The sequence below is a fragment of the Streptomyces sp. NBC_00667 genome, assembly GCF_036226825.1.
Classification (GTDB): domain Bacteria; phylum Actinomycetota; class Actinomycetes; order Streptomycetales; family Streptomycetaceae; genus Streptomyces.
In genome coordinates, this window is the sequence record NZ_CP109022.1 from 221,547 (window position 1) to 242,055 (window position 20,509).

At 69.0% G+C, this 20,509-nt stretch carries 23 protein-coding genes and 1 pseudogene; 11 read left to right on the forward strand and 13 right to left on the reverse strand.

What is annotated here, in order from left to right; translation table 11 throughout:
* Nucleotides 1–54: 54 nt before the first annotated feature.
* Both OHA81_RS01010 and OHA81_RS01015 read left to right on the forward strand, forming a co-directional pair.
* Nucleotides 55–351 (forward strand): hypothetical protein, encoded by a 297-nt coding sequence (locus OHA81_RS01010; protein WP_329191774.1) that lies wholly within the window; start codon nucleotides 55–57, stop codon nucleotides 349–351.
* Nucleotides 348–677, forward strand: a complete 330-nt coding sequence (locus OHA81_RS01015) for a DUF6233 domain-containing protein (RefSeq protein ID WP_329191776.1) — start codon at nucleotides 348–350, stop codon at nucleotides 675–677. Before OHA81_RS01010 ends, OHA81_RS01015 begins: the two co-directional genes overlap by 4 nt.
* A 1,011-nt stretch (nucleotides 678–1,688) precedes the next feature.
* Here the strand turns inward: OHA81_RS01015 and OHA81_RS01020 are convergent.
* Together OHA81_RS01020 and OHA81_RS01025 are read right to left on the reverse strand one after the other, a co-directional pair.
* On the reverse strand, nucleotides 1,689–2,714 hold the full coding sequence (locus tag OHA81_RS01020) for an alcohol dehydrogenase (protein WP_329191778.1): 1,026 nt from the start codon (nucleotides 2,712–2,714) through the stop codon (nucleotides 1,689–1,691).
* A gap of 57 nt (nucleotides 2,715–2,771) precedes the next feature.
* A complete protein-coding gene (locus OHA81_RS01025; RefSeq protein ID WP_329191780.1) occupies nucleotides 2,772–3,194 on the reverse strand; it encodes a hypothetical protein in 423 nt (140 codons plus the stop codon).
* 384 nt (nucleotides 3,195–3,578) lie between these two features.
* On the opposite strand from OHA81_RS01025, the gene OHA81_RS01030 reads away from it, so the two are divergent.
* On the forward strand, nucleotides 3,579–4,883 hold the full coding sequence (locus OHA81_RS01030) for a YhgE/Pip domain-containing protein (RefSeq protein ID WP_329191782.1): 1,305 nt from the start codon (nucleotides 3,579–3,581) through the stop codon (nucleotides 4,881–4,883).
* Between the two features lie 328 nt (nucleotides 4,884–5,211).
* Here the strand turns inward: OHA81_RS01030 and OHA81_RS01035 are convergent, their stop codons facing one another.
* The 3 genes from OHA81_RS01035 to OHA81_RS01045 form a co-directional block, all read right to left on the reverse strand.
* Nucleotides 5,212–5,718 carry a fascin domain-containing protein gene (locus OHA81_RS01035; RefSeq protein ID WP_329191784.1) on the reverse strand — a complete coding sequence of 169 codons (507 nt, stop codon included), beginning with the start codon at nucleotides 5,716–5,718 and terminating at the stop codon, nucleotides 5,212–5,214.
* A gap of 798 nt (nucleotides 5,719–6,516) precedes the next feature.
* On the reverse strand, nucleotides 6,517–7,407 hold the full coding sequence (locus OHA81_RS01040; RefSeq protein ID WP_329191785.1) for a LysR family transcriptional regulator: 891 nt from the start codon (nucleotides 7,405–7,407) through the stop codon (nucleotides 6,517–6,519).
* A gap of 39 nt (nucleotides 7,408–7,446) precedes the next feature.
* Nucleotides 7,447–7,929, reverse strand: a complete 483-nt coding sequence (locus OHA81_RS01045) for a hypothetical protein (RefSeq protein WP_329191787.1) — start codon at nucleotides 7,927–7,929, stop codon at nucleotides 7,447–7,449.
* Nucleotides 7,930–8,244: 315 nt separating this feature from the next.
* Between OHA81_RS01045 and OHA81_RS01050 the strand changes: the two genes are divergently transcribed.
* Genes OHA81_RS01050 through OHA81_RS01060 form a run of 3 tightly spaced genes read left to right on the forward strand, consistent with a single transcriptional unit; the run spans nucleotide 8,245 to nucleotide 10,384 of the window.
* Entirely contained in the window at nucleotides 8,245–8,640 is a 396-nt protein-coding gene (locus OHA81_RS01050) for a nuclear transport factor 2 family protein (RefSeq protein WP_329191788.1), read from the forward strand.
* 48 nt (nucleotides 8,641–8,688) lie between these two features.
* Nucleotides 8,689–9,561, forward strand: a complete 873-nt coding sequence (locus OHA81_RS01055) for an NAD-dependent epimerase/dehydratase family protein (RefSeq protein ID WP_329191790.1) — start codon at nucleotides 8,689–8,691, stop codon at nucleotides 9,559–9,561.
* The gene (locus tag OHA81_RS01060) at nucleotides 9,554–10,384 is read left to right on the forward strand and encodes an MBL fold metallo-hydrolase (RefSeq protein WP_329191792.1); all 831 of its coding nucleotides are present in this window, start codon (nucleotides 9,554–9,556) and stop codon (nucleotides 10,382–10,384) included. The genes OHA81_RS01055 and OHA81_RS01060 overlap by 8 nt, the downstream gene beginning before the upstream one ends.
* 866 nt (nucleotides 10,385–11,250) lie before the next feature.
* On the opposite strand, the gene OHA81_RS01065 is transcribed toward OHA81_RS01060, so the two are convergent.
* Together OHA81_RS01065 and OHA81_RS01070 are read right to left on the reverse strand one after the other, a co-directional pair.
* Nucleotides 11,251–11,754 carry an N-acetyltransferase gene (locus OHA81_RS01065; RefSeq protein ID WP_329191794.1) on the reverse strand — a complete coding sequence of 168 codons (504 nt, stop codon included), beginning with the start codon at nucleotides 11,752–11,754 and terminating at the stop codon, nucleotides 11,251–11,253.
* 501 nt (nucleotides 11,755–12,255) lie between these two features.
* Nucleotides 12,256–12,618: a winged helix-turn-helix transcriptional regulator gene (locus tag OHA81_RS01070; protein WP_329191796.1), complete on the reverse strand. Its 363-nt coding sequence runs from the start codon at nucleotides 12,616–12,618 to the stop codon at nucleotides 12,256–12,258.
* A gap of 96 nt (nucleotides 12,619–12,714) precedes the next feature.
* On the opposite strand from OHA81_RS01070, the gene OHA81_RS01075 reads away from it, so the two are divergent.
* Together OHA81_RS01075 and OHA81_RS01080 are read left to right on the forward strand one after the other, a co-directional pair.
* Entirely contained in the window at nucleotides 12,715–13,596 is an 882-nt protein-coding gene (locus tag OHA81_RS01075; RefSeq protein ID WP_329191798.1) for an NAD(P)-dependent oxidoreductase, read from the forward strand.
* 396 nt (nucleotides 13,597–13,992) lie between these two features.
* A complete protein-coding gene (locus tag OHA81_RS01080) occupies nucleotides 13,993–14,448 on the forward strand; it encodes a hypothetical protein (RefSeq protein WP_329191800.1) in 456 nt (151 codons plus the stop codon).
* 284 nt (nucleotides 14,449–14,732) lie between these two features.
* On the opposite strand, the pseudogene OHA81_RS01085 reads toward OHA81_RS01080, so the two are convergent.
* A pseudogene (locus tag OHA81_RS01085) lies at nucleotides 14,733–15,509 on the reverse strand (collagenase); the annotation flags it as partial.
* A gap of 933 nt (nucleotides 15,510–16,442) precedes the next feature.
* Here OHA81_RS01085 and OHA81_RS01090 point away from each other — a divergent pair.
* Together OHA81_RS01090 and OHA81_RS01095 are read left to right on the forward strand one after the other, a co-directional pair.
* A complete protein-coding gene (locus OHA81_RS01090) occupies nucleotides 16,443–16,766 on the forward strand; it encodes a DUF427 domain-containing protein (protein ID WP_329191802.1) in 324 nt (107 codons plus the stop codon).
* Between the two features lie 231 nt (nucleotides 16,767–16,997).
* Nucleotides 16,998–17,426, forward strand: coding sequence for a YunG family protein (locus OHA81_RS01095; RefSeq protein WP_329191804.1), 429 nt, complete (start codon nucleotides 16,998–17,000; stop codon nucleotides 17,424–17,426).
* Here the strand turns inward: OHA81_RS01095 and OHA81_RS34545 are convergent.
* Nucleotides 17,374–17,694: a colicin E3/pyocin S6 family cytotoxin gene (locus tag OHA81_RS34545; protein ID WP_443056394.1), complete on the reverse strand. Its 321-nt coding sequence runs from the start codon at nucleotides 17,692–17,694 to the stop codon at nucleotides 17,374–17,376. The two genes, OHA81_RS01095 and OHA81_RS34545, sit on opposite strands and share 53 nt — an antisense overlap.
* A gap of 327 nt (nucleotides 17,695–18,021) precedes the next feature.
* Here OHA81_RS34545 and OHA81_RS01100 point away from each other — a divergent pair, with 327 nt between their 5' ends.
* Nucleotides 18,022–18,297: a hypothetical protein gene (locus tag OHA81_RS01100; RefSeq protein WP_329191806.1), complete on the forward strand. Its 276-nt coding sequence runs from the start codon at nucleotides 18,022–18,024 to the stop codon at nucleotides 18,295–18,297.
* A 270-nt stretch (nucleotides 18,298–18,567) separates the two neighbouring features.
* Here OHA81_RS01100 and amaP read toward each other — a convergent pair whose 3' ends face one another.
* Genes amaP through OHA81_RS01120 form a run of 4 tightly spaced genes read right to left on the reverse strand, consistent with a single transcriptional unit; the run spans nucleotide 18,568 to nucleotide 20,507 of the window.
* On the reverse strand, nucleotides 18,568–19,176 hold the full coding sequence (amaP, locus tag OHA81_RS01105; protein ID WP_329191808.1) for an alkaline shock response membrane anchor protein AmaP: 609 nt from the start codon (nucleotides 19,174–19,176) through the stop codon (nucleotides 18,568–18,570).
* A gap of 44 nt (nucleotides 19,177–19,220) precedes the next feature.
* A complete protein-coding gene (locus OHA81_RS01110; protein ID WP_329191810.1) occupies nucleotides 19,221–19,886 on the reverse strand; it encodes a DUF6286 domain-containing protein in 666 nt (221 codons plus the stop codon).
* Between the two features lie 40 nt (nucleotides 19,887–19,926).
* Nucleotides 19,927–20,334 (reverse strand): Asp23/Gls24 family envelope stress response protein, encoded by a 408-nt coding sequence (locus tag OHA81_RS01115; RefSeq protein WP_329191812.1) that lies wholly within the window; start codon nucleotides 20,332–20,334, stop codon nucleotides 19,927–19,929.
* On the reverse strand, nucleotides 20,331–20,507 hold the full coding sequence (locus tag OHA81_RS01120) for a hypothetical protein (protein ID WP_329191814.1): 177 nt from the start codon (nucleotides 20,505–20,507) through the stop codon (nucleotides 20,331–20,333). The genes OHA81_RS01115 and OHA81_RS01120 overlap by 4 nt, the downstream gene beginning before the upstream one ends.
* Nucleotides 20,508–20,509: the final 2 nt, after the last annotated feature.

Sequence of the window (20,509 nt, forward strand, 5' to 3'; positions counted from 1 at the left end):
ACCTGAAGCCCGCAGGCGTCGCACAGATATTCGAACACATGTTTCACTAAGTGGATGGCACCACTCCCCTTCCCCGACGACCTGATCCACCTCCAGCAGCAGTGGACCCGCACGTACAACCTGCTCGCCGTCCGGCCGGAGCGGGGCGGGGCCGAGCTACGGCGGGAGCTGATCCGCCTGTTCTGTCGGATCAGCGCGCACCCGTTCTGGCGGGCGGGCGGACACGGCGCGCTGCGGCGGGTGGAACTGCGAGAGGCGGCCGAGGCGGCGCCCGGCGGGGAACAGGAGCTGGTGGTGCGCTACATCGACGGCGCCTTCGTCGTGTCCGACCCAGGGGCGCGGCCGTCATGAGTGACACCGAGGAGCGTCTTGAGCGGTGGCGGGCGGTCCAGGCCTGGCTGACCTGGCAGCAACACCAGGTCGCACGCACCGTCGCCGCACTCGAAGCCGCCCTCACCGAGGAGCAGAGCCGACTTCCCTTGCCGCCTCCCCCGGACTGGAAAGCCGAAGCCATCCGCACCGCCGACGGCCCTCAAGCACTGCGCGTGCACGTCGGCGGGTGCGGGATGGGCAAGGGCAAGCCCATTGACCGCGACCAAGCCCGCCGCATGCTCGCCGACGGCGTGGAACCCTGCCCGTACTGCAGACCCGACAACGCCCTCGGCATGCCCGGCTGACCAGACGACCGCCCCGCACCACCCACCCAGACATATGAAAATCCGGCTCGGCACCGACCGAAGAACCACACCTGACCAGGCAAAACACGGATCACGTGGAGGACCGCTTATCCCCCGGATACCCCATACTTTTCCCCCAGGCTTACCCCACGGATGATCCCGCGCCGGACGAGCGTCGCTCGGGTAGCAGCAAAAGGAGACCCGACGACGGTGGGCCCGGTGAGCCACCGGGCCCACCGCCTCCCGGGATGCATGCACCGCTTGAAGGCATTCAGGCGTTCACCAACCGGCGCCTGGAAAGACGCGCTGAAAGCGGTTCTGCCGGACGACCTCGACTTCGCGCGGGGCGCGCACCCCTGAAAAGCAGCAACGCGCTGCGCCGTGAGGTGGAACAGCCCTGGGGCCGGCTGGAAAGCCTCGCAACCACCGGCCTGACGGCCAGGCCATCACGCGAACCCTCGTCGATGGTCCCGGAAACGCGACGCATCTAAGCACGTGCTCGGCTCCTGAGGTCCTTTCGGAGCGCCGGACCTGTACGCCTACAGCGGCGATCGCATCATCCCGGCCCCCTTGCTGGGGCCGCCGAAGGCGTTCACGGTGATGTCACGGGCCGGCCATCCCTCAGCAGGGCACGCCGGGGGTGAGCGCGGGCCGCTCGGCGGGCCAGGCGCCGTATAGCTTGGGCGCTCGCGGAGCCGCTGCCCGAAGTGGGAGTGCGAACGGCTTCACGTCCTGAAGGTCACCGGAGGTCCTACGGCTTCGGCGACGCGGGCGGATGCGCATCCGTTACGTGTCGGGACCTGCTCGGCGTCGACCGCAAGGTCCCCGCGATGTCCTCAACCCAACGGCGGACTTCACCAGTTCTCGCCGATCGGGGACTGGGGACGGGCCCTGGGGTCCCTCGTCTCCCCGCGCGACTACGAACTCCTGCGCTCCTGGAAACGCGCGGGCCTGCACACCCTCTGCATGTCGCCGGCGCCACCGCTCACCACGGCCGTCGGTCCGGCGGGGTCAGCCGTTCGTGAGCACCATCCGGAAACGCGCTGCATCCGAAAGCATCTTCCGGTAGGCACCCTCCGCCTCTGTCAGCGGCACGGTCTCCACCATGGGACGAATGCCGTGCAGAACGCTGAACGCCATGGTGTCCTCCACGTCCTGTGCGCTGCCGGACGGGTGCCCACGTACGGTCCTGCCGCGCATGATCAGCTGGAGCGGGCTGACGCCCAGCGGGTCGGGGCTCGCTCCGATGACCACGAGTTCGCCTCGGTGCGTCATGCCGTCGACCGCTGCCGCGATGGCCTCGGAGCTTCCGGCCGTGGCCAGTACGGCTCTGGCACCGCCCAGGGACAGGAGGGATTCCGCGACCGGTGTCGGTCCCGTGCTGTCGATGTAGTGGTGCGCTCCCAGTTGCTTGGCGAACTCGGCCTTCTCCGTACCTCGGGCCATGGCCACGGTCTCGAAACCCATGGCCACCGCGTACTGGACCCCCAGGTGACCGAGCCCACCGATGCCCAGGACGGCCACGAGGTCGCCGGGCCGGGCGGAGCTGCGCCGCAGACCGTTGTACGTGGTGACGCCCGCGCACGCCATGGGTCCCGCGTCGGACGCCTGGAGGGCGTCGGGAATCCGGGCCAGGGCGTCGATCGGTGCGATCAGGGCCTCGGCGAACCCTCCGTCGTAGGCGTAGCCAGGAATCTTGAGGTTGTCGCAGACGATGTAGTCGCCCTGCCGGCAGGGAGTGCAGTGACCGCAACTCCCTCCGAACCAACCCACCGTGACCCGGTCTCCCACGTTCCAGTTGTCGGCCTCGGCTCCTTCCCCGAGTTCCTCGATGCGCCCGGCGACTTCGTGGCCCGGAACCAGAGGGAACCGCGTGCCGGGCATGCCGCCGTTCACGAAGATGGCGTCACTGTGGCAGATTCCGCAGGCCTCGACCGCAATCCGTACGTGACGGGGGCTCGGAGGCGATACCTCGCGCTCGACGATCCGGAAGGATCCGTTCGCGGTGTCGACCTGCGCGGCTCGATAGGTGCTCATGCGTTTCTCCGGTGCCAGAGCGGGTTGCGGGCGCGGTCCTTTGCAGGCGCGGTGCCACTACGTGGTGTGCAGGGGTTCCCTGAACGACTTGCGGAACACCGGCCCGGCGAAGGGAATGATCGAGGACGTTATTTTTGCCTTGAGCGAGGTGGGGTGCCGTTCGAGTCTGACGTCGACGCGAGTGCCGTTCTCTATGGGAGTCATCTGGAACTGCCAGCCTCCCGAGCCGAAGGGCACCGAGTCGCGAGTGGTGACGTTGACCCTCTGCGTCGCGGGGTCCCATTCGTAGCGTGCGCGCTCCCACGACTTGTCGTTGCCCTCGGTCACCTCCGCCCAGGTATCGCCCCGCTCGTGGACCTGGAAGTGCTCGGCATCGATGGACGGCCACTCCTCGACGCGGGAGGGGCTGAAGTTCGTCAGCACTCCCATCACCTCGGCTGGGCTCATCGAGGAGTTCACGTGGAAGTGTAGGGATGGCATGACCTGCTCCCTGGTTCGGGAAAACCGTTTCTGCCCGGCAGCTTCGGCGCGCCTCTCGCGGGAGCCTGGCTCGCTCCGCCGGCGCCGGATCGCACACCGCACCCTGCTGGGGTCCGGTGCCTGGGCTTGGTAGGGGCCTCCGGGGCAGGCTTGCCGACCTGAACGGCCCCATTTTTCAGAATGCACCTTGGCCCGGCACTCCGCACGAGGAGGTTCCTGGCCGGCAGGACACCGTGCCCGCTCACGGGGGCCGTGGAGCGTGTCTTTGAGTGATGCTTCGACCACGGATGGCTATCCTCCCTGGAGGGCGCACCGTGTGGCTCCTGCGCAACGGTTGATCCCGCGGCAGATCCGGACCGGCAGGACGTGTCCCATAGGAGTTCCATGACCTCGGCGGGTTCCGGAAAGCAGGAAGCGCTCGCGCGCTCCTTCACTGTGGCGCGTCGGGGAAAGATCTGGCTGGTGCCGACTGTCCTGTGCGGCTTGGTCGCACTGTTCCTGACGCTGCTTTACATGGGTGGCATCCTCAACCCCCAAGGCAACCTGCACCGTCTGCCGATCGCCCTGGTCAACGCGGACCAGGGACCGCCGCTGCCGGGACAACAACAGACGTTGGGCGCGCGGGTGAGCCAGTCGGTCATCGCGGCGACCCCGGCAGGCACCGTGGATTGGCGTCGGCTCAGCCAGGCTCAGATGCAGGATCAGCTGGCGTCGGGCAAGGTGTACGGCGCCTTGGTCATCCCAGCGGACTTCACCGGCTCGGTGGCGGCCCTGGCGACTCCCCGGGGCACGGCACGGCCCACCCTCACTGTCCTGACCAACCCCGGGCTGGGCAGCCTCGGCTCCTCCCTGGCCGGCCAGATCACCCAGCGTGCGGCTCATCAAGCCTCGCTGGAGATCGGCCGAGAGCTGGTGAGCCAGGCAACCGTCGCGGGTGCCGACACCACGACCCGTACCCTCCTCGGCGACCCGATCACCGTGACCACCCGGGTGGGTCACCCCATCGGCAGACAGAGCGGCCTCGGCCTGACCGCGTTCTACTTCGCCCTGCTTCTGGTGCTCACCGGGTTCATCGGCGGAAACATCATCAACAGCGGCGTCGACGCGGCCCTGGGTTACACCGACAACGAGATCGGGCCCTGGCACACGCGACGGCCGACCGTGCCGATCAGCCGCACCCAGACACTGCTGCTGAAAATGATCATGACAGCGGGAATCACTGTTCTCACCACCAGCCTGCTGATGATCGCCGCGATCGGGATCCTGGGCATGGACGCAACTCACCTGCCGCTGTTGTGGATCTTCTCCTACTGCGCGAGCTTGGCCGTGGGCCTGGGAGTGCAAGCCATCAACGCGGCCTTCGGCGGGATCGGCCAGGTGGTGTCCATGTTCGTTTTCATCGCCTTGGCCCTGCCGTCCTCGGGGGCGACGATTCCCCTCCATGCCGTTCCGGGTTTCTACCGTTTCCTGGCGCTGTTCGAACCGATGCGCCAACTGAGTGGCGGCGTGCGGGCCATCCTCTACTTCGACGCCCGGGCTGACGCCGGCCTGACCCGTGGCTGGGTCATGATTGCCATCGGCGTTACCGTCGCCCTGCTGTTCGGCTTCGCCATGACCCTCTACTACGACCGCAAGGGGCTGCACCGCCTGGTCGCGCGGGCTGCCGCAACGTCCGGCGAGGCACCGTGATCGGCATCGGGCCACCGAGGGTCCGCACAGCAGTAAGAACTCCTAGCGAAATGATCTCCGGGGTGGTCGGGTCACTCGGAAGGCGTTGATCCGGGGGTGTGGCTCCCGGACGGCGTCCATCGCCTGCTCAACCTCTCGGACGGGGACGCAAAAGCAGTCCGAGACGACATCCGTGACTTCGGCGTGCAACCATCGGCAGCCCCTGTGCGAGTTCGACCAGCCCTCCTGGGGTGGGCGGCCGGTGGCGTATGTACACCACCCCAGGGGGCGCCGGTCCAACGATCCCTTCCGGCCCGATGCGACGCGCACAAGGCCGGAAGGGATCACACTATGCTTTGTCGAGGAAGAACTTTTCGTCGCCGCCGCCGTTGGCGTTGTACTGGCAGTTCACCGTTCCGCCGGGGCCGGTGGCGGCGGTGACCCCGCTGCCGGTCACCAAGCGCAGGAAGATGTTCGTGAAGGCCGCCGACTCGAAGGAGAACGAACCGTCGGGCTGGGCGCGCGCACGGAACTTCTCGTAGGGGCCGATGAAGGACTGGCAGTTGACCGTACCCCCACCGCTCATGTTGGTGGGAACCCCGGCGCCGTCCATGCGCAGGAACACGCTGGGGAAGGCCACTGACTCGAACGCGTACGAGCCGTCGGCCTGCGGCCGGACCTTGAACGTCGTCCAGGCCCCGGTGCCGTACTGACAGTTGACCTTACCGCCGCCGGGCTCACTGGGGGCGGTCACGCCAGTCCCGTCCATACGCAGGTACACGTTCGGGTAGTGCGTCGACTGGATCGCGATCGGAGTGTCTCCGAGCTTCGCGAGGTCGGCTTCCGATAAAGCCATGTTGGCCGTTCCTTCCGTCTGGAGATAACGCGGAGGAGAGAAGGATGAGCTGATGAGCGCCGTCGTCGGCAGATTTCGCGGCGCTGATGTGAGGACGAGGCTGGAGGGAGGTTTCCGTTCAGCGCGTACCGGTCGCAGCGGGGCGCCTTCGGGTGACCCGAAAGGCCCTACAGGGCCCGTGATCGGCTTCCCGTGGCCGCGAAGGGAAAAGTCCGCCAAAGTGCGTGCTGGCATGGAATAGCGCAGTAACACATACCCTCTGCCCCCTTTTCCTGCATTAGCAGGCCCCGATACGGACTGTATGGGGGTGGGCACGCTCTGTCTACCCCGCACTGCGGAGGGGTACGCCAGCTCGCCCTGGTCACCGCCATACTCGCCGACCAACACCCGGCGGCATAAGTGACGTTCGACGTCCTGGCTCACCCTGCGGCGGGCTTCCCCGCCCTGCGGCCGCCTCCGTACGCGCAGCGCCGCCAGGTCCTCCCGGAACCTCGCCGACGTCGGTGCGCCGATCGTGCCGCTGTCGTCGGGTGGCAGTGTCGACCTCGATGAACAGCAGCGGCACCTGGTCCTGCGGGGCAGTGAGAACGAGGTCGGCCTGGGCTCCACCCTTGCCGGGCCCATTCCACGTGCCGGTGGCGGGCAGCGAAACCCCGGTCCACTACGAGGCGATGGTGCCGATGCCAGCCGGTGCGTCGACGGCGGCCTGAGGGGCCGTCTGAACGTGCGGCGACCGCTCCACCACCCGCACGGCACCAGGCGCGGTCAGCCGGCGCACCGACGATTGCGCGCGAGGCGTCAGAAGTGCAGGACTCCGATATCGCGGACGGTCTGGGCGAGGGCCCGAATGAGGTCGTTCTCGGCGTCCCTGCGCCACACCAGGGCGTACGGGATCGTCCCCATCTCCGGGACGGGGACGAAGCGGACGTGGGACATGGACCAGTAGTGGGTGACGTGGGACGGGAAGGGATGGACGATCTCGCCGGTGCCGACGAGGTGGATCAGCTCGTCGGCGTTGGTGACCTGCTCTATGCGTTCGATCGGCCTCCCCCGGGCCGTGTGGAACGACAGGTAGGCGTCTTCCCAGTAGTCGGGCATGTCGGGTGGCATGGCATGGGCGAAGTCGGCCAGGGCCTCGAAGGGGACGGCGGGCCGTTCGGCGAGTTCGTGGCCGGCGGCGACGGCGAGCACGCGGGGGTCGCGGAAGAGGACGGGGCCGACGGTGAGATCGGGCTCGTCCACCGGCAGCCAGGTGAGGAAGACGTCCATGTCGCCCTCGCGCAGCCTGGCGAACGGGTCGACGTACGGCGCCCGGCGCAGCTGCAGTTCCCACTGGGGATGACGGGAGCGGAAGGTCTCCCAGTAGGGGTACATGTCGGGCACGTTGAATGGCAGCATGCCGACGCGAAGGCGCGCCGTCCTCCCGCGGGCGGCCATCCGGGCGCGTTCGAGGCTGTCACGCAGGTTCGCGAAGACCGGCCTCAGGTCGCTGCGAAGCTGCTGGCCGAGCGGGGTCAGGCGGATCTGGCGGCGGTTCGATCGGTCGAACAACAAACCGCCCAGCCTGCGCTCCTGACGCCCGATCACCTGACTGACACGAGCCTGCGTGAGGTGCAGCCGGACGGCGGCCCTGCCGAAATGCAGCTCCTCGGCCAACGTCAGGAAAATCTCGATGTCGCGTACTTCCACGTGCTCCCGACCCCCGTCATAAGCCTTGGTTATCGGATCCTACTGATCTTCGATGTTGATGGGCACGGCGGGAAGCTGATAGATCGACGGCATGCCGGAACCGCTGTTCGGCAAGCCGTGAACGGTGCGGCGCCCGTACCGGTGACACCGCACCGCCCAGCGGGCCGCCTGCGGCCGCCGACAGCGTGCCGGACGGGAGACCAGCTGTTGTCCCAGGGCGTCAGCACAGCCACGCAGCCAGGGAGGAGACCTCTCATGCCGCCGCTCGTCTCCGGCGTCACCGTTCCGCAGGAGGACGTGCCCGCCGTTGTCAGGCCCGTCGCCCAGATCGAGCACGCCCAGCAGAACGGACTGCCGGACGCGTTCACGGAGCTGTTCCGCCGGGAGGCCATGTGGACCTTCCCGCACGGCGAGCCGCTGACCGGGTTGGAGGCGATCAACGCCTTTTGCCCGCAGATCACTGCTCAGCACGGTCCACCGGCCGCTGACCGTCACCTGCGAAGCCGAGTCCATCGTGTTCATACGGCCCGATCTCGCGGCGGTCAAGCTCCGGCAGCGGCCGATCACCCGGGACGGCCGCCAAGTCGACGTGGCCCCGGCGCCCCGGTGTACGTACTGGCCAAGGACGAGGGGCGATGGCGGATCGCCGTCGCCCAGTGCACCACGGCCGCCGATCACGACGCCTTCGAGGAGGACCGACCCCTACCGATCGGAGCACACCGGTCTGGTCACCTCCGTCGCGGCGCCACTGCTCCCGGTGGTGATCGCCCGGCTCGACCGAGGGACCGCCCTGATCGGTCTGATCAGCCTGTCGCGGGGCTGCTGAGGGGGTGCGGCATGTCGTTCCTCACTACGGCCGAGGTGGTCCGCCACTTCAGCCGGGCCTTCCTCGACCGTGACACCTCGTCACTCGCCGAGCTGATCGCCGACGACTGCGTGATGGAGGCGAGGAGCCCGGCTCCCGACGGGTCCCGCTACGAAGGGCGCGCCGAATGCCTGGAGTTCTGCCGGGCCCTCGCCGAGGACCGCGCGGGCCGGTTCGAGCCGGAGGCCGTCGTCGTCACCGGGGAACGGGCCACGGTCCGCTGGCGGTACCGCTTCGGTGACGGACCGGCCGACTCCGTCCGCGGCGTGAGCCTCGTGCTGGTGCGGGACGGCCGGATCGCCGAGTCCCTCGGCTACGGCAAGACCTCGGGCAACGCCCCGTCGCCCGGATTGCGTGGACGTCCGTGAGTTGGGGGAATCCCGCCTCAACTCATCTACAAGAGTAGGAGATCAGATATGAAGACACTCGTGCTGGGTTCGACCGGCTACATCGGATCGGCCGTGGTGAGGCGGTTCGAGGCGGAGGGCCACCAGGTGGTCCGTCTCGTGAAGGACGCAGGCCGGCTGCCCGCCGGGGCGACGGGGGTCATCGGCGACCTGGCCGACCCGGCCTCGCTGCGGACGGCGGTCACCGACGACATCGACGCCGTGGTCAACCTCGCGACGCCGACCGGCGACGAGGCGGTGGACACGGCGGCCGTGGACGCGCTGACCGAGCGGCTTCGCGGCACCGGACGGGCCTTCGTGTACACCAGCGGTGTATGGGTGCTCGGCGCCACCGGCGACGCGGCCCTCGACGAGGACGCGCCAACCGACGCCATCGCCATCGTCGGCTACCGCCCGCGGATCGAGCAGCGCGTGCTGGCCGCCGGCCGGGACGACGTGCGCGCCGTCGTCGTGCGGCCCGGCATCGTGTACGGCCGCGGCGGTGGCATCCCCGGCCTGATGACCGACTGGGCGCGCGAGCACGGCACCGGCCGGTACGTCGGCTCGGCGGCGACCCATTGGCCGATGGTGCACGTGGACGACCTCGCCGAACTCTTCGTGCTGACGGTGACGAAGGCCGACGGGGGCAGCGTGCTGCACGGCGTGGCGCACGAAGCGGTGCCGGTGGCAGCGCTCGCCGCGGCCGCCGACCTCGCCGCGGGGGGCACCGGCCGGGCCGAGCCCTGGCCGCAGGAGCAGGCCGCCGAGGTCCTGGGCGGCCCGTTCGCCGAGGCCCTCGGCCTGAACCAGGTGGTGTCCGGGCAGCGCGCCGTCGCCGAACTCGGCTGGCGGCCCAGCCGCCCGTACGTCCTCACCGAGCTTGCCGGAGGCGACCGTGGCTGACCTGACCGGCGCGACGCTGCCCGTCTGCCTCACCTGCGGCACCCAGTACGCCGCCCCTCGCCCCGACTGCCCGGTCTGCCTGGACGAGCGCCAGTACGTCGGACGCGGCGGCCAGCAGTGGACCAGCGTGGCCGAGCTGCGCGCCGACGGCCACCAGGGCCGCTTCGAGGAACAGGGCCCCGGCGTCCTCGGCATCGGGAGCACGCCCGAGTTCGCCATCGGGCAGCGCGCGCTGCTGCTGCGTACGGCTGCCGGCAACGTGCTGTGGGACTGCGTGCCCTACCTCGACGACGCGGTGATCCGCGAGGTGCGGGAGCTCGGCGGCATCACCGCGATCGCCATCAGCCACCCGCACTTCTACTCCACCATGGCCGACTGGGCGCATGCCTTCGACGCGCCCGTTTACCTCCACGAGGCCGACCGGCAGTGGGTCGGCCGCCCCGACCCCGCCCTGCGCTTCTGGAGCGGGCGGACCCACCGGCTGACCGACGAACTGACGCTGATCAACCCGGGCGTCCACTTCCCGGGCAGCGCGGTCATGCACTGGAACGTGGGCCGGGGCGCGCTCTTCACCGGCGACATAGTGAACGTCGGACCCGACCCCCGGTGGGTGAGCATCATGTACAGCTACGCCAACCACGTCCCCGAGCGCCCCGACGCCGTCCGCGCCGCCGGCGAACTGCTCGCCGGCTACCGCTTCGACCGGATCTACGGCGCCTGGTGGGACGGCGCGGTCACCGCCGGCGGGAACGAGGTGCTGGCCCGCTCGGTCGAACGCTACCTCCGCCACGAGCAGGCCCCGCCGATGAAGGACGGCTCCTGACCGGGTGGTGCCGGACGGGAGAACGAGCCGACGCCGCTGCCGCGGCGCCAGGGGCGGACGATGCGCGGCCGGTGACCCCGCGCCCAAGGCGGTGCCCGGGGCGCTGAGGGCGCGGGTCGACCGTACGGCCAGGCAGGTCCGCGTCCGGGGCGGCGGCTACCGCCTCGGTGCACGTTCCGACCAGTCCTCACCAGGTGCTCGGCTACGGACGTGCGTAAGCCGTACCCACGCGTGCAGGCATCTGACCGGCCTCTCCTGGAGACTCGGCGGCGCCCTGCCCAACGAGCCAGAGACGATGCAGCTGACACCCGGCATCTCGCGGCTGACCAGCCGCGCAGCCACACTCAATTGATCTCTACTGCCCACTTCGGATGGCCATCACCAGCCACACGACCGGTCCCGCCGCCAGAACGATCAACAGCAGACAGCACGGTATCGAGGACGGTCCCTTGAGGGGTGGCTGGGCTGCTACCTGCGTGGCCACTCGGCGCACGTCCTCGGCGTGATACCACCTCTTGCCGGCGGACCCCGTAGTGGTCATCCAGCTCTCCGAACGGACCCGCACCCCATGGGCCAACGCATTCACATACACCGAGCGAGCAGCGACGCCCGGCCACAAAATGCTCACCTGGCGCTCCGTCAGCCAGACACCCTCCAACTCGTCCGTCATTTCTCACCCTTCTCCAAGCAGCCGGTGACATGGAACCCCGAACCGTCCCATAGCCAGGCGCAGTTCGCCCCCCCATCGCTCCTCGGGTTCAGTGCCGGCCACGGGATCGTGGCCGGGCCAGGAGGCGCGCTGGAGTCACCCGAGCGAGACTCCCGTTCGATCGACAGCCTTCGAGATCGATACGGGCAGCAACCACTTACGCGTCGGGATGCTGCGGCAGGGCGAGCCAGTCCGACCAGGAGATCTCGCGGCCGAGGAAGCGCGGCTGCTCGAACGGCCAGTCGGCGGCGATCCACTGCGGCACCAGCGCGTCGAGGGCCTGCTCGACCTCGCTGCCCACCAGCTCGTCCACCACCCACCAGGAGATCTCGCCGTCCGCGCCGGCCTTCTCCGGTGGGTCGATGTAGACACAGCCGAGCAGAGCTGTCTCCGCTGCGTCGAACAGCGCGTAGTTGAAGGACTGGTGCGCGGCGATCTCCTTCTCGTGCCGCAACAGGTCGGCCTGGTCGGCCTCGTAGGTCATGGTGGCCGCGGGCCAGCCCCAGGCCGGGCCGAAGATGGTCCACAGCCGCTCGCGCGAACCCATCACAGCCGGATAGTCGAGCGGGGTGTCCACCTCCCGGATCGGCCGCAGGTGTTGACCACCGCCCGGCAGCGGTATCAGGACGGGGTGGACGAAGTCATCGGGAAGCCAGCTCATGGCGCCCGACCGTAGCAGCGCGCAGCCGTCCGCTCCCCTTGATTTCTCCGCATACCGCCAGGGGTCGCTGCGGTACTGGATGTGCCGTAGAAGCCGTTGCCACACCGATCACGGAGTCTGGCTGCCTCGCCGAGACCGGCCTGACCATCAGACCCACCTGAGCAACTCAGCGACCTCACGAGTTCAACCTCAGCAGTTCCCTTTGGGGGGTTCTGCTGGTTGGTGCAGTCCCACTGCCGAACCGGAGCGCCATCGTCCGTGCGCCAGTCCGCAACTTCCATACCTGTCGCGTCCAGTGCGGGAAGTTCGCCCGCGAGTAGCCCTACATCGCATGCGGGACCTCCACTACCAAGAGCGCCATGCCGTGGAGTGCGGCATCAATCGGCCGAAACGCCACCGGGCGGGGGCACTCGATACGACGAACTCGGCGTCCGCTACGAGACCACCGTGCTGGTCGCAGCCATCAACGAGTCGCTGTGACCAGCACGTTCACCATAGGCACTAGCCCGCCTCCTCCTCCAGCCCTCGAGTGGTCGGCCGCTCGCGCCCCCAGGCGGCCAGCGGCTGGAGCGCGTCGTTGAGGCGCATGCCGTCCTCGGTCAGCGAGTACTCGACGCGGGGCGGCACCTCGTCGTAAGAGACGCGGTGCACGACGCCGTCCGCTTCCAGCTCACGCAAGTGGGAGGCCAGCACCTTCTCGGTGATGCCGGGAAGCAGTCGACGCAGCTCGCCGAAGCGGCGGTAGGGGTGCTCGTGGAGCGCCCAGAGGATCAGCACCTTCCACTTGCCGCCGATCACCTCCATCGCGGTGTCGATCCCGCAGACGTGCCCGTCTGGTGCACCCGGCCGGTTCAGCGTCGTCATGCCCTACCCCTCTGACGTGCCCGCTTTCCCCGGGGTAACCACCTACTGCCAAGTGCGTACTTGATCACCGCCGGGCCTGTGACCAGTCTAATCGGCATGTCACAGAACACCGTTGAGAAGACTCCCGTCACGTTGTTGGGCCTTGGCGCGATGGGCACCGCGCTGGCCCGTACCTGGCTTGCCGCCGGCCACCCGCTCACCGTCTGGAACCGCACCCCGGCCCGTGCCGCGGCACTCGCCGCCGAGGGGGCACGGGTCGCGGACAGCGCCGCTGAGGCGGTCGCGGCGAACACCCTGGTCGTCGTCTGCCTTTTGGACGACACCTCGGTCGACGAGGTACTGACCGGCACCGACCTATCCGACAGGGACCTGGTCAACCTGACCACCAGCACCCCTGCCCAGGCCCGCGCCCGCGCCGAGTGGGCCTTCGAGCGCGGCGCCCGCTACTTGGACGGCGGGATCATGGCCGTCCCTCCGATGATCGGCGTCCCGGAAGCCGGAGGCTACGTCTTCTACAGCGGCTCGCGGGAGCTGTTCGAGCAGCACCAGGAGCCCCTGGCCATCCCGGCGGGCACCACCTACGTCGGCGAGGACGCGGGCTTCGCGGCCCTGCACGATCTGGCCCTGCTCAGCGCCATGTACGGGATGTTCGCCGGGGTCGCGCACGCCTTCGCCCTGATCCGCAAGGAGGACATCGACCCCGCGGCCCTCGCCCCGCTGCTCGCCGACTGGCTCGTCGCGATGGCCCCGACGGTTCACCAGACCGCTGACCAGCTGCGCAGCGGCGACTACACCAAGGGCGTCGTCTCCAACCTCGCCATGCAGGTAGCCGGCACGCCGACCTTCCTGAGCACTGCCGAGCAGCAGGGTGTCAGCCCGGAACTACTGAGCCCTTACTTCGAGTTGATGCGGCGCCGCCTGGCCCAGGGCAGCGGCGAGGAGGACCTGACAGGCGTGATCGACCTGCTCGTGCACTGACAGCACTATCGCAACACCCTTTGGAGGACGCCCGCGACGGGTCGCGGCGCCTCGGGACGGCGACGGCGTTTCGCCCCCGCCGCGGCCAGGCCTCGTCGGCCAGGGCGGCAGCAGTGACTCCGCCCCCGGCAGTGTTCCCAGGGCCGGGAGTCAGCCGCCCCACTTCCTCTCACCGACTCGGCCGGCGCCGCGGACACGGAGCTGCGCCGGGCGGAGCCGGCGCAGCTCGGCCTCGGAACGCCGGGCTGATTGCTGCGCCGGAGAGTTTCACCCCCGGACGGAAGGAGTTCAGGGCGTCGTCATCTTGCATTCTTGTGTGATGTGAAATATCACATCACACAAGATGCGTTGATAACCCGTCACGCACCGACGAAGACACAAGGAGAGCACCTCCCCATGAACCGCTTAGCCCTTCTCGCAGTCAGCGTTGCCGGCCTGACCGTTCTGGCCGCCGGCCCGGCTGCCGCAGCCCCTGAGGCCGCCGCCGACCAGACCGTGACCACCTGCGGGAACTCGGGTCTCCAGGCAGGCCTGCTCACCCGGCTGTGCGCGGAGGTCACCGGTAACACGGTGCAGTTCTACGGCAGGGTCAGCCTCGCCGGGCCGCCCTCTCCCGGCAGCCCGGCGCCGGCCCCGAAGGAGCTGTCCACCACGCTGTCCGCCGAGGTCGTGGGCGCCGGCGTCCCGCCCCTCACGCAGGACAAGCCGGTCGTCTTCACCACCACGACGCTCGACGTGCGTGGCCCGGCGACCACCGTCCCCTGTGGCACGACGGTCCGCGGCACGTTCGGCGTGGCCTCCTTCCCCTGGTCGCCCCGGCCGGTCGTGCACGAGGTCACCCTCACCTGCTGACGTCAAGCTGGAGATCACGGCTCTGACGGAGCTCTGGAGACGGTCGCCGTCCGGCTCGAAGACGGGTGCTGAACCTCCACACAGCGGGCCTGCTCCAGGGTGGCGGCCACCGGGCGGTACCCTCACGGCGGAGATTCCGTCGCATGCCCGTCGAGTTGGCGTATGAGCTCGCGAAGGGTGACGAGGTCCCGTCCGATCGGAAGATCGAACGGGACCTTCGTCCTTTCAGGGGCGGTTGCTGCTTGTTCGGGGAAGTCAGGCCGTAACGGGCGTACGGGTCAGGCGCCCGCTGCCACGGCTGTCAGCCAGGCGTTCCAGTCGCTCTCGTAGTCCAGCGAGGTGAGGAAGGAACGGGCGACGGTCCAGTCTCCTGCGCGGTAGTAGCCGAGGACGGTGCTGACATCGGCCGGGTGCTTCTCGATCATGTAGCGGGCGGCGAGGTAGCCCCAGTTGTAGGTGCGGCTGACGTCGCTGTTGGCGTAGGTGGTGTCGAACAGCGTCCGCAGGGAGTACGTGTGCTTGCCCGCCTCGGCGACTGCGCCGGCGTAGGTGACGCCGCGGTAGGAGTAGGAGATGTACTCCGCGAAGCCCTCGCCCCACCACACGGTGGGGGTGGTCTGGCTGGCGCTGAAGTCGCCGTACAGGTCGAAGCGGCCGTCGAGGTAGTGGGTGTACTCGTGGTTGAGGTTCCAGATCTGCCAGCCAGGGCTCACATCGGTGCGTTCGTAGCATATGAACCGCGGCTGGTTGCCCGTCTTGGCGGGGTCTCCCTCCAGGTACATGCCGCCGTTGTTGGTGTCGATGCCGTAGATCTTCCTCGCGTAGGCCTTGTAGTCGGCGCTGGAGTTGAAGACGTCGACTTCCAGGGTCGTGTTGTAGTCGTTCGCGACCGGCCCGGAGTCCTTGACCACGCCATGGAAGTAGGCGTCCTGGTTGGCCAGGCTCGTGCAGGTCGCCGCCAGCTGGGCGGCGGTCATCTCCTGGGCGCGGATCCGCAGCGTCGGGCTGCAGGTGTGGACGATCGGCAGGATGCGCGACTCCAGTCTGCCGTCGGTGGTCCCGGTCTCGCCGGGAGCGCCATTGGCATTGCCGTGTGCCGGGCGCTGGCCCGGGTCAGCGAATACGTGGTCCGGCTTGGGATCGGCCTCGGAGGTCTGGGAGGCCTGGGCGGGGGAGGCTGCGATGGCGGCTATGAGCAGGGCGGTGGCGACGGCCATGGCGCGCAAAGTCCACTCCTGGGGATGGGAGTTGAGGTCCCGTCGACGACGGGCTGCGCTGTAAAATGGCACATGTCATATGGCGTTTCAATGATTTTGGCAGGGACTCATCAAATTCACTCCCGGCAGCGCACGTGACCTGGCCACCGGCTCACTGTCCCGGCCGGAATGGCAATGGCAATGGCAAGCAGGAGAGCGGCGGGGCGCCGTCCGCGGAGTCCGGTGCGAAGGCTTCCACGGACTCCGGGCGGATGCCGGTGGCCATGACCATGGGCACCGGACGGAGGGACGTGCGGTGGTCCGGCTCAGGGCTCAAGAGCGGCCCTGAGCTCACACCTCACCCTTTCGCGGGTCCGTCTCGCCGGGCGGACGCCCGAAACCCGCTGTCGACGGAACGATCCCGCTGACCTGGCTGATCTCTCAGAACGCGGCCCGCGGCTGCCTGAGGTAGGCGCTACACGCAGGGCGCAGCCCTCCGCATGCTCGTTCGCGGGACTTTGGGGCCGCCCAAGAAATGGCCCGGGTTCCCCTGCCGACAGCTGGGGAATCCGCCTTGCCTCTACGGCGCTACCCGGGGGTCAGCGTCGAACGACCGGCTTCGCAGCAGCGTGGCAGCACGTGGGCCGTCTCGCCTGCTGCGAAGCCCCGCCCTGCCTGACGTGCAGCGCCGGCCGCCAAGCTCCTGCGCGACCTCCTGGTCTACCTCTGGACTGATGTTCCGCGACGCCCGGCAGGGGTCGCGGGAAGAATTCCCCGGCCGGGTGCGCTGAGGAGCGTATGACACGTGGACACGACATCACCATCGAACAGGGCACCGAGCACGTTCGCGTCGTGAAGGACGGACAGGTGCTGGCCGAAAGTCGGCGCCCCTTGGTGCTGCGCGAGACGGGTTGCCCCCCGCGGTACTACCTGCCGCCCGAGGACGTACGCACCGACCTGCTGACCCCCTCCGACACCACCACCCACTGCCCGTTCAAGGGGGAGGCTGGCTACTGGTCCGTCCCCGGGGCCACCGACCTCGTCTGGGCGTACGCGGACCCCAAGCCAGACGTCGCCGCGATCAAAGACCACCTCTGCTTCTACGACACCGAGGTCCTCTGACCCCGCCTGCGGCGATCTGCGACTCCCCCGGCGCCGATACCGCGCCCGCCGGGTGAGTCGGCGAACAGGCCCCTACGCACTGGTGACTCACCACTTCGCTCACCGAACCGGATCAAGATGCTCAAGCGCCAGATGTGGGCCGAGCTGGCTGCGACCTGCTGATGGCAGCAGCCGGTTGCCGTGTCTGCCGGCGTACGACCGTTGTCAGTGCCTGCTGGCAGGATCGCCGGCATGACACCGTTGCTTCTCACCGACGTCGAACGAGCCATTCGCAACAGCTGGAGTGCCGAGACGTGCACTCCTGAGTTCCGATCGCGCTGGACCGAGGACAATCCGGCGCGGGACCAGTGCGGGGTGACCGCCATGGTGCTCAATGACCTGCTGGGAGGCGAGTTGATCCGGGGAGAGGTCCACGTCGACGGGGAGCGTGTGGACTACCACTGGTGGAACCGCCTGGGCATGGGCGTCGAGATCGACCTCACCCGCGAGCAGTTCGGACCGGAGGAGATCGTCACCGGAGGCATCGTGATCCCCCGCCCGCCCGTGACGGAGTGGCGCAGGCTCCGTGAGGAATACGAGCTTCTCCGCGACCGCGTCTTGGAGAAGCTCAATCGGCAGCAGGCGACGGCCTCAACGGCCGCGTCTCGTCAGCCTGCCTGACCCCGTTCGGGTCGTCCGCGAGTGGTAGCCAGGCGGTAGGAGTCGGTGCCGGTCTCGATGATCGTGTCGTATTCCCGACCGTGTCGCGCTGCCGGTCGTGCTCATCAATCCGACCCTTGGCGTCCTTCCCACGTGCGCGCAGCCCTCCCCCGCCTTGAATGGAAGCCTTCGACCTGGCTCGCTTCGCCGCGGGGGGGGAAGGCGGGCAGCCCCTCAGGCGTGGGCGTGGGTGCCAGGCCCGTGGCAACCTTCTGCGAGGCGTTGGCACGATTACTCGCGTTACGCAGGGCAGCGCTCAGGCTCTCGTCGATCCTGGTCATGCCGTCCCCCGCCCAGCTGGTCGAGGCGGCGGATGGGGCGACGGGGCCCCGGAGAGCAGCATGATCATGCACTGGTGCGCACCGGTGCCGACGCCGGTGCGCAGGTGCGGGCGGGTTGTCCGGGCAGCGGCACGGCGGTTCGACCAGGACGTCTGTCAGGTCGGCGTAGTCGGCCCACCGAGCGGGTGAAGCCTGCACGCGACCGTGGCCGCCTCCGTCATATTCAGGCACCGCTGACGGATGGTAAGACAAACATCCCTCGTGAAGGAGTCCCCATGCTCGAACTCAAGAAGTTCAAGGACCGCACCGAGGTTACGTTCGTCCTGCCGGCCGCCACCCCACCCGGCCCGGTCAGCGTCGTCGGTGACTTCAACAACTGGCAGCCTTGCTTCGACACCCTCTTTCCCCGTGACGACGGCATGCGCGCGGTCACTGTCACACTGCCGGTCAACAGTGTCCACTCCTTCCGCTACCTGGCGGCGGAAGGCCACTGGTTCGATGACGAGCGCCCCGACAGCCACGACGGTCGCAACAGCCTGGTCCACACCTGACTTTGCCGGACGGGCCGCACGTGGTGCAGGCAGCCACTTGGTTCGTTGGCCGATCGGTGAGGACCATGCACTACAGGCTGACCGTCCGGGGGGAGTCGTTACGCGTCTGCCGGCCGGGGCACGGTCATCTGCCCTACTCCTTCGTCCTCGTCTGCAAGGCTGTCAGCCATGCCCGCTGACGCGGACCGGCCACGGCACCTATAGGTGCCCCCTGCGCGCACCGGGTAACGGCTTCGCCCCGTCATCACCCGGTCCATGGGCTGTCTCCGCCTATTCCGTGCGATGCGGCTTGTGCCGGGTGGCACGGAAGTTCGCCTGGAGAGGGAGATGACTGTGGCCGGTGGACTGACGGGCTCGGGTCAGTGGGCCGTCGCACAGCGCCTGGAGGACCTCGGCGGGGCTGCTGTCCGGAGTGAGGGTGACGTCGAGGTGGGCTTCCGGGTGGCGCGTCGTGCCGAGCGTGCGCGCCGTGGCTTGGCCGATGCCGGCTTGGCTGCGTGCGTCGGCGGCCAGGGCGTCGCTGAGGGCGCGCTCTCTCAGCTCCACGCCGCCCTCCGGCGTCGCCGGTTGCCCGAGGCGCAGGTGGCCCGGGTGGGGCCGGCGTAGTTGGGCCAGCAGCCACCACAGGGCCAGCAGGATGATGATGACCAAGGCGGCGATCACCACGGGCCACCACCAGTCCTGGTCCGTCCAGCGGGTACGGGTGCGGTAGCTCAGTACGACGGCGCCAGGAGTGGCCAGCGGCCAGCCGTTGGGGGGCGTGACGTGCCGGCGCTCGTAGACGTTGAAACCGCCCGCGAGGATGAGGAGCCCCGCACCGAGCAGGACCAGGCCGGTCAGGCCCACAAGGATCCGGTTGACTGCCGATTGCCTCTTCATGGGAGCCGTCCTGTGCTGTGTCGTCGGTGAGCGTCTCGGACGCGTCACTTTCGGAAGTGACGTGCCCGGACGGAGATCCGGGTGGGAGGGTTGGCCAGCCCCAGCCGGTCGAGTTGCTCCCGCAGGGCGGTCGACACATCTGCCCTGACCTCGCTCGGGTCGCGGAACCGTACCTCCGCTCGGGCTGCGAGGCGGCGTCTACCGAGGTGGATCGTTGCGCGGCTTACCCCGGGGACGCGCAGGGCTGCATCGCGTAGGAAGACAGTTGCGGCGCCGCGGTCCAGCACGGCGCGGACGTCGGCGTCGGAACTGTTGAGCGGCAGCCGGCGGCGCAGGCCCGGGGTGAGAGCCAGCACGATCAGCCAGAGACCGAGGAGGGCGACGACGACGGCACCGATCCGAATCCAGACGTCGTCCAGAGGACGCGTGGCCAGCTCGCGGGCGAGGCTCGTGCGCCACGCCGCGGCGGACCGGCCGACGCGGACCCTGATGACGTCGACCAGGACGAGTACGGCGGCACCTGCGACGACCAAGGCGACCAGCGCGGCGGGTATCCGGCGGGCGGACCACGGTCGGCGCCCGCGGACGACGCCACCACCGGGCTGCTCGGTACCCGGAGGGTGTCTGGCCGGTTGCCCGGTCGCGCCGGCGGCGGCGTCATCGGTGCCCGGCTGCTCCGTCCGGACCGGCGGATCCAGATGACCCTTCATGCCGGCTCTCCTTCCGATGAGGGCGGCGGCACCCGGCCGCTCACCGCACACGACCTTGTCGAGAACTGCCGGACGCGACGAGTTGCTCGATGACCACAGAGACCTCGATGACCTTCATTCCGGTCAGTCGGGTGACCCGCTCGCCGACGTATTGCTGCACCCGGCGAGAGGCAGTGACGAGGTCCGTGGGATAGAGCAGATTCATGGAGAGCCTCAGGCGCGCCGTGCCGTTCCCGGTGGTGACCGAGGCGCTCGGAGTACTCAGACTGCCGCGCTCGGGGGACGCCGCCGCTTCCTCGGTCAGCGCTTCCCGTGCGGCCCGGGCCGCAATGCGGGCCACGACCTTGTCCGGGATGACCGTGGCGCCGCGTTCCGCCGGGGGCACTGCGCCCGCGAGTGAGGCGTCGGCCGCTCCTGCGGACGGGCCGGTGGCGGGATCCGAGGTCATTGTCGCCCCCGGGGACGGAAGTCGGACCTCTGCACGTCACCTTGTGCCACGAGGCCGAGCACCAGACCGACCGCGCCCAGGACCAGCACCAGGAGGAAGGCCCAGAACCCGCCGAAGAATGCGGCAAATCCCAGAGCTATGCCGGCCAGCAGGCCCACTGCCGCTGCGCTCATCT

Bases quoted from the DNA above. Each gene is read 5' to 3' on its own strand.
- OHA81_RS01010 (WP_329191774.1), top strand. From the start codon at position 55: ATGGCACCACTCCCCTTCCCCGACGACCTGATCCACCTCCAGCAGCAG.
- OHA81_RS01015 (WP_329191776.1), top strand. From the start codon at position 348: ATGAGTGACACCGAGGAGCGTCTTGAGCGGTGGCGGGCGGTCCAGGCC.
- OHA81_RS01020 (WP_329191778.1), bottom strand. From the start codon at position 2,714: ATGAGCACCTATCGAGCCGCGCAGGTCGACACCGCGAACGGATCCTTC.
- OHA81_RS01025 (WP_329191780.1), bottom strand. From the start codon at position 3,194: ATGCCATCCCTACACTTCCACGTGAACTCCTCGATGAGCCCAGCCGAG.
- OHA81_RS01030 (WP_329191782.1), top strand. From the start codon at position 3,579: ATGACCTCGGCGGGTTCCGGAAAGCAGGAAGCGCTCGCGCGCTCCTTC.
- OHA81_RS01035 (WP_329191784.1), bottom strand. From the start codon at position 5,718: ATGGCTTTATCGGAAGCCGACCTCGCGAAGCTCGGAGACACTCCGATC.
- OHA81_RS01045 (WP_329191787.1), bottom strand. From the start codon at position 7,929: ATGAACACGATGGACTCGGCTTCGCAGGTGACGGTCAGCGGCCGGTGG.
- OHA81_RS01050 (WP_329191788.1), top strand. From the start codon at position 8,245: ATGTCGTTCCTCACTACGGCCGAGGTGGTCCGCCACTTCAGCCGGGCC.
- OHA81_RS01055 (WP_329191790.1), top strand. From the start codon at position 8,689: ATGAAGACACTCGTGCTGGGTTCGACCGGCTACATCGGATCGGCCGTG.
- OHA81_RS01065 (WP_329191794.1), bottom strand. From the start codon at position 11,754: ATGAGCTGGCTTCCCGATGACTTCGTCCACCCCGTCCTGATACCGCTG.
- OHA81_RS01070 (WP_329191796.1), bottom strand. From the start codon at position 12,618: ATGACGACGCTGAACCGGCCGGGTGCACCAGACGGGCACGTCTGCGGG.
- OHA81_RS01075 (WP_329191798.1), top strand. From the start codon at position 12,715: ATGTCACAGAACACCGTTGAGAAGACTCCCGTCACGTTGTTGGGCCTT.
- OHA81_RS01080 (WP_329191800.1), top strand. From the start codon at position 13,993: ATGAACCGCTTAGCCCTTCTCGCAGTCAGCGTTGCCGGCCTGACCGTT.
- OHA81_RS01090 (WP_329191802.1), top strand. From the start codon at position 16,443: ATGACACGTGGACACGACATCACCATCGAACAGGGCACCGAGCACGTT.
- OHA81_RS01095 (WP_329191804.1), top strand. From the start codon at position 16,998: ATGACACCGTTGCTTCTCACCGACGTCGAACGAGCCATTCGCAACAGC.
- OHA81_RS01100 (WP_329191806.1), top strand. From the start codon at position 18,022: ATGCTCGAACTCAAGAAGTTCAAGGACCGCACCGAGGTTACGTTCGTC.
- amaP (WP_329191808.1), bottom strand. From the start codon at position 19,176: ATGAAGAGGCAATCGGCAGTCAACCGGATCCTTGTGGGCCTGACCGGC.
- OHA81_RS01110 (WP_329191810.1), bottom strand. From the start codon at position 19,886: ATGAAGGGTCATCTGGATCCGCCGGTCCGGACGGAGCAGCCGGGCACC.
- OHA81_RS01115 (WP_329191812.1), bottom strand. From the start codon at position 20,334: ATGACCTCGGATCCCGCCACCGGCCCGTCCGCAGGAGCGGCCGACGCC.
- OHA81_RS01120 (WP_329191814.1), bottom strand. From the start codon at position 20,507: ATGAGCGCAGCGGCAGTGGGCCTGCTGGCCGGCATAGCTCTGGGATTT.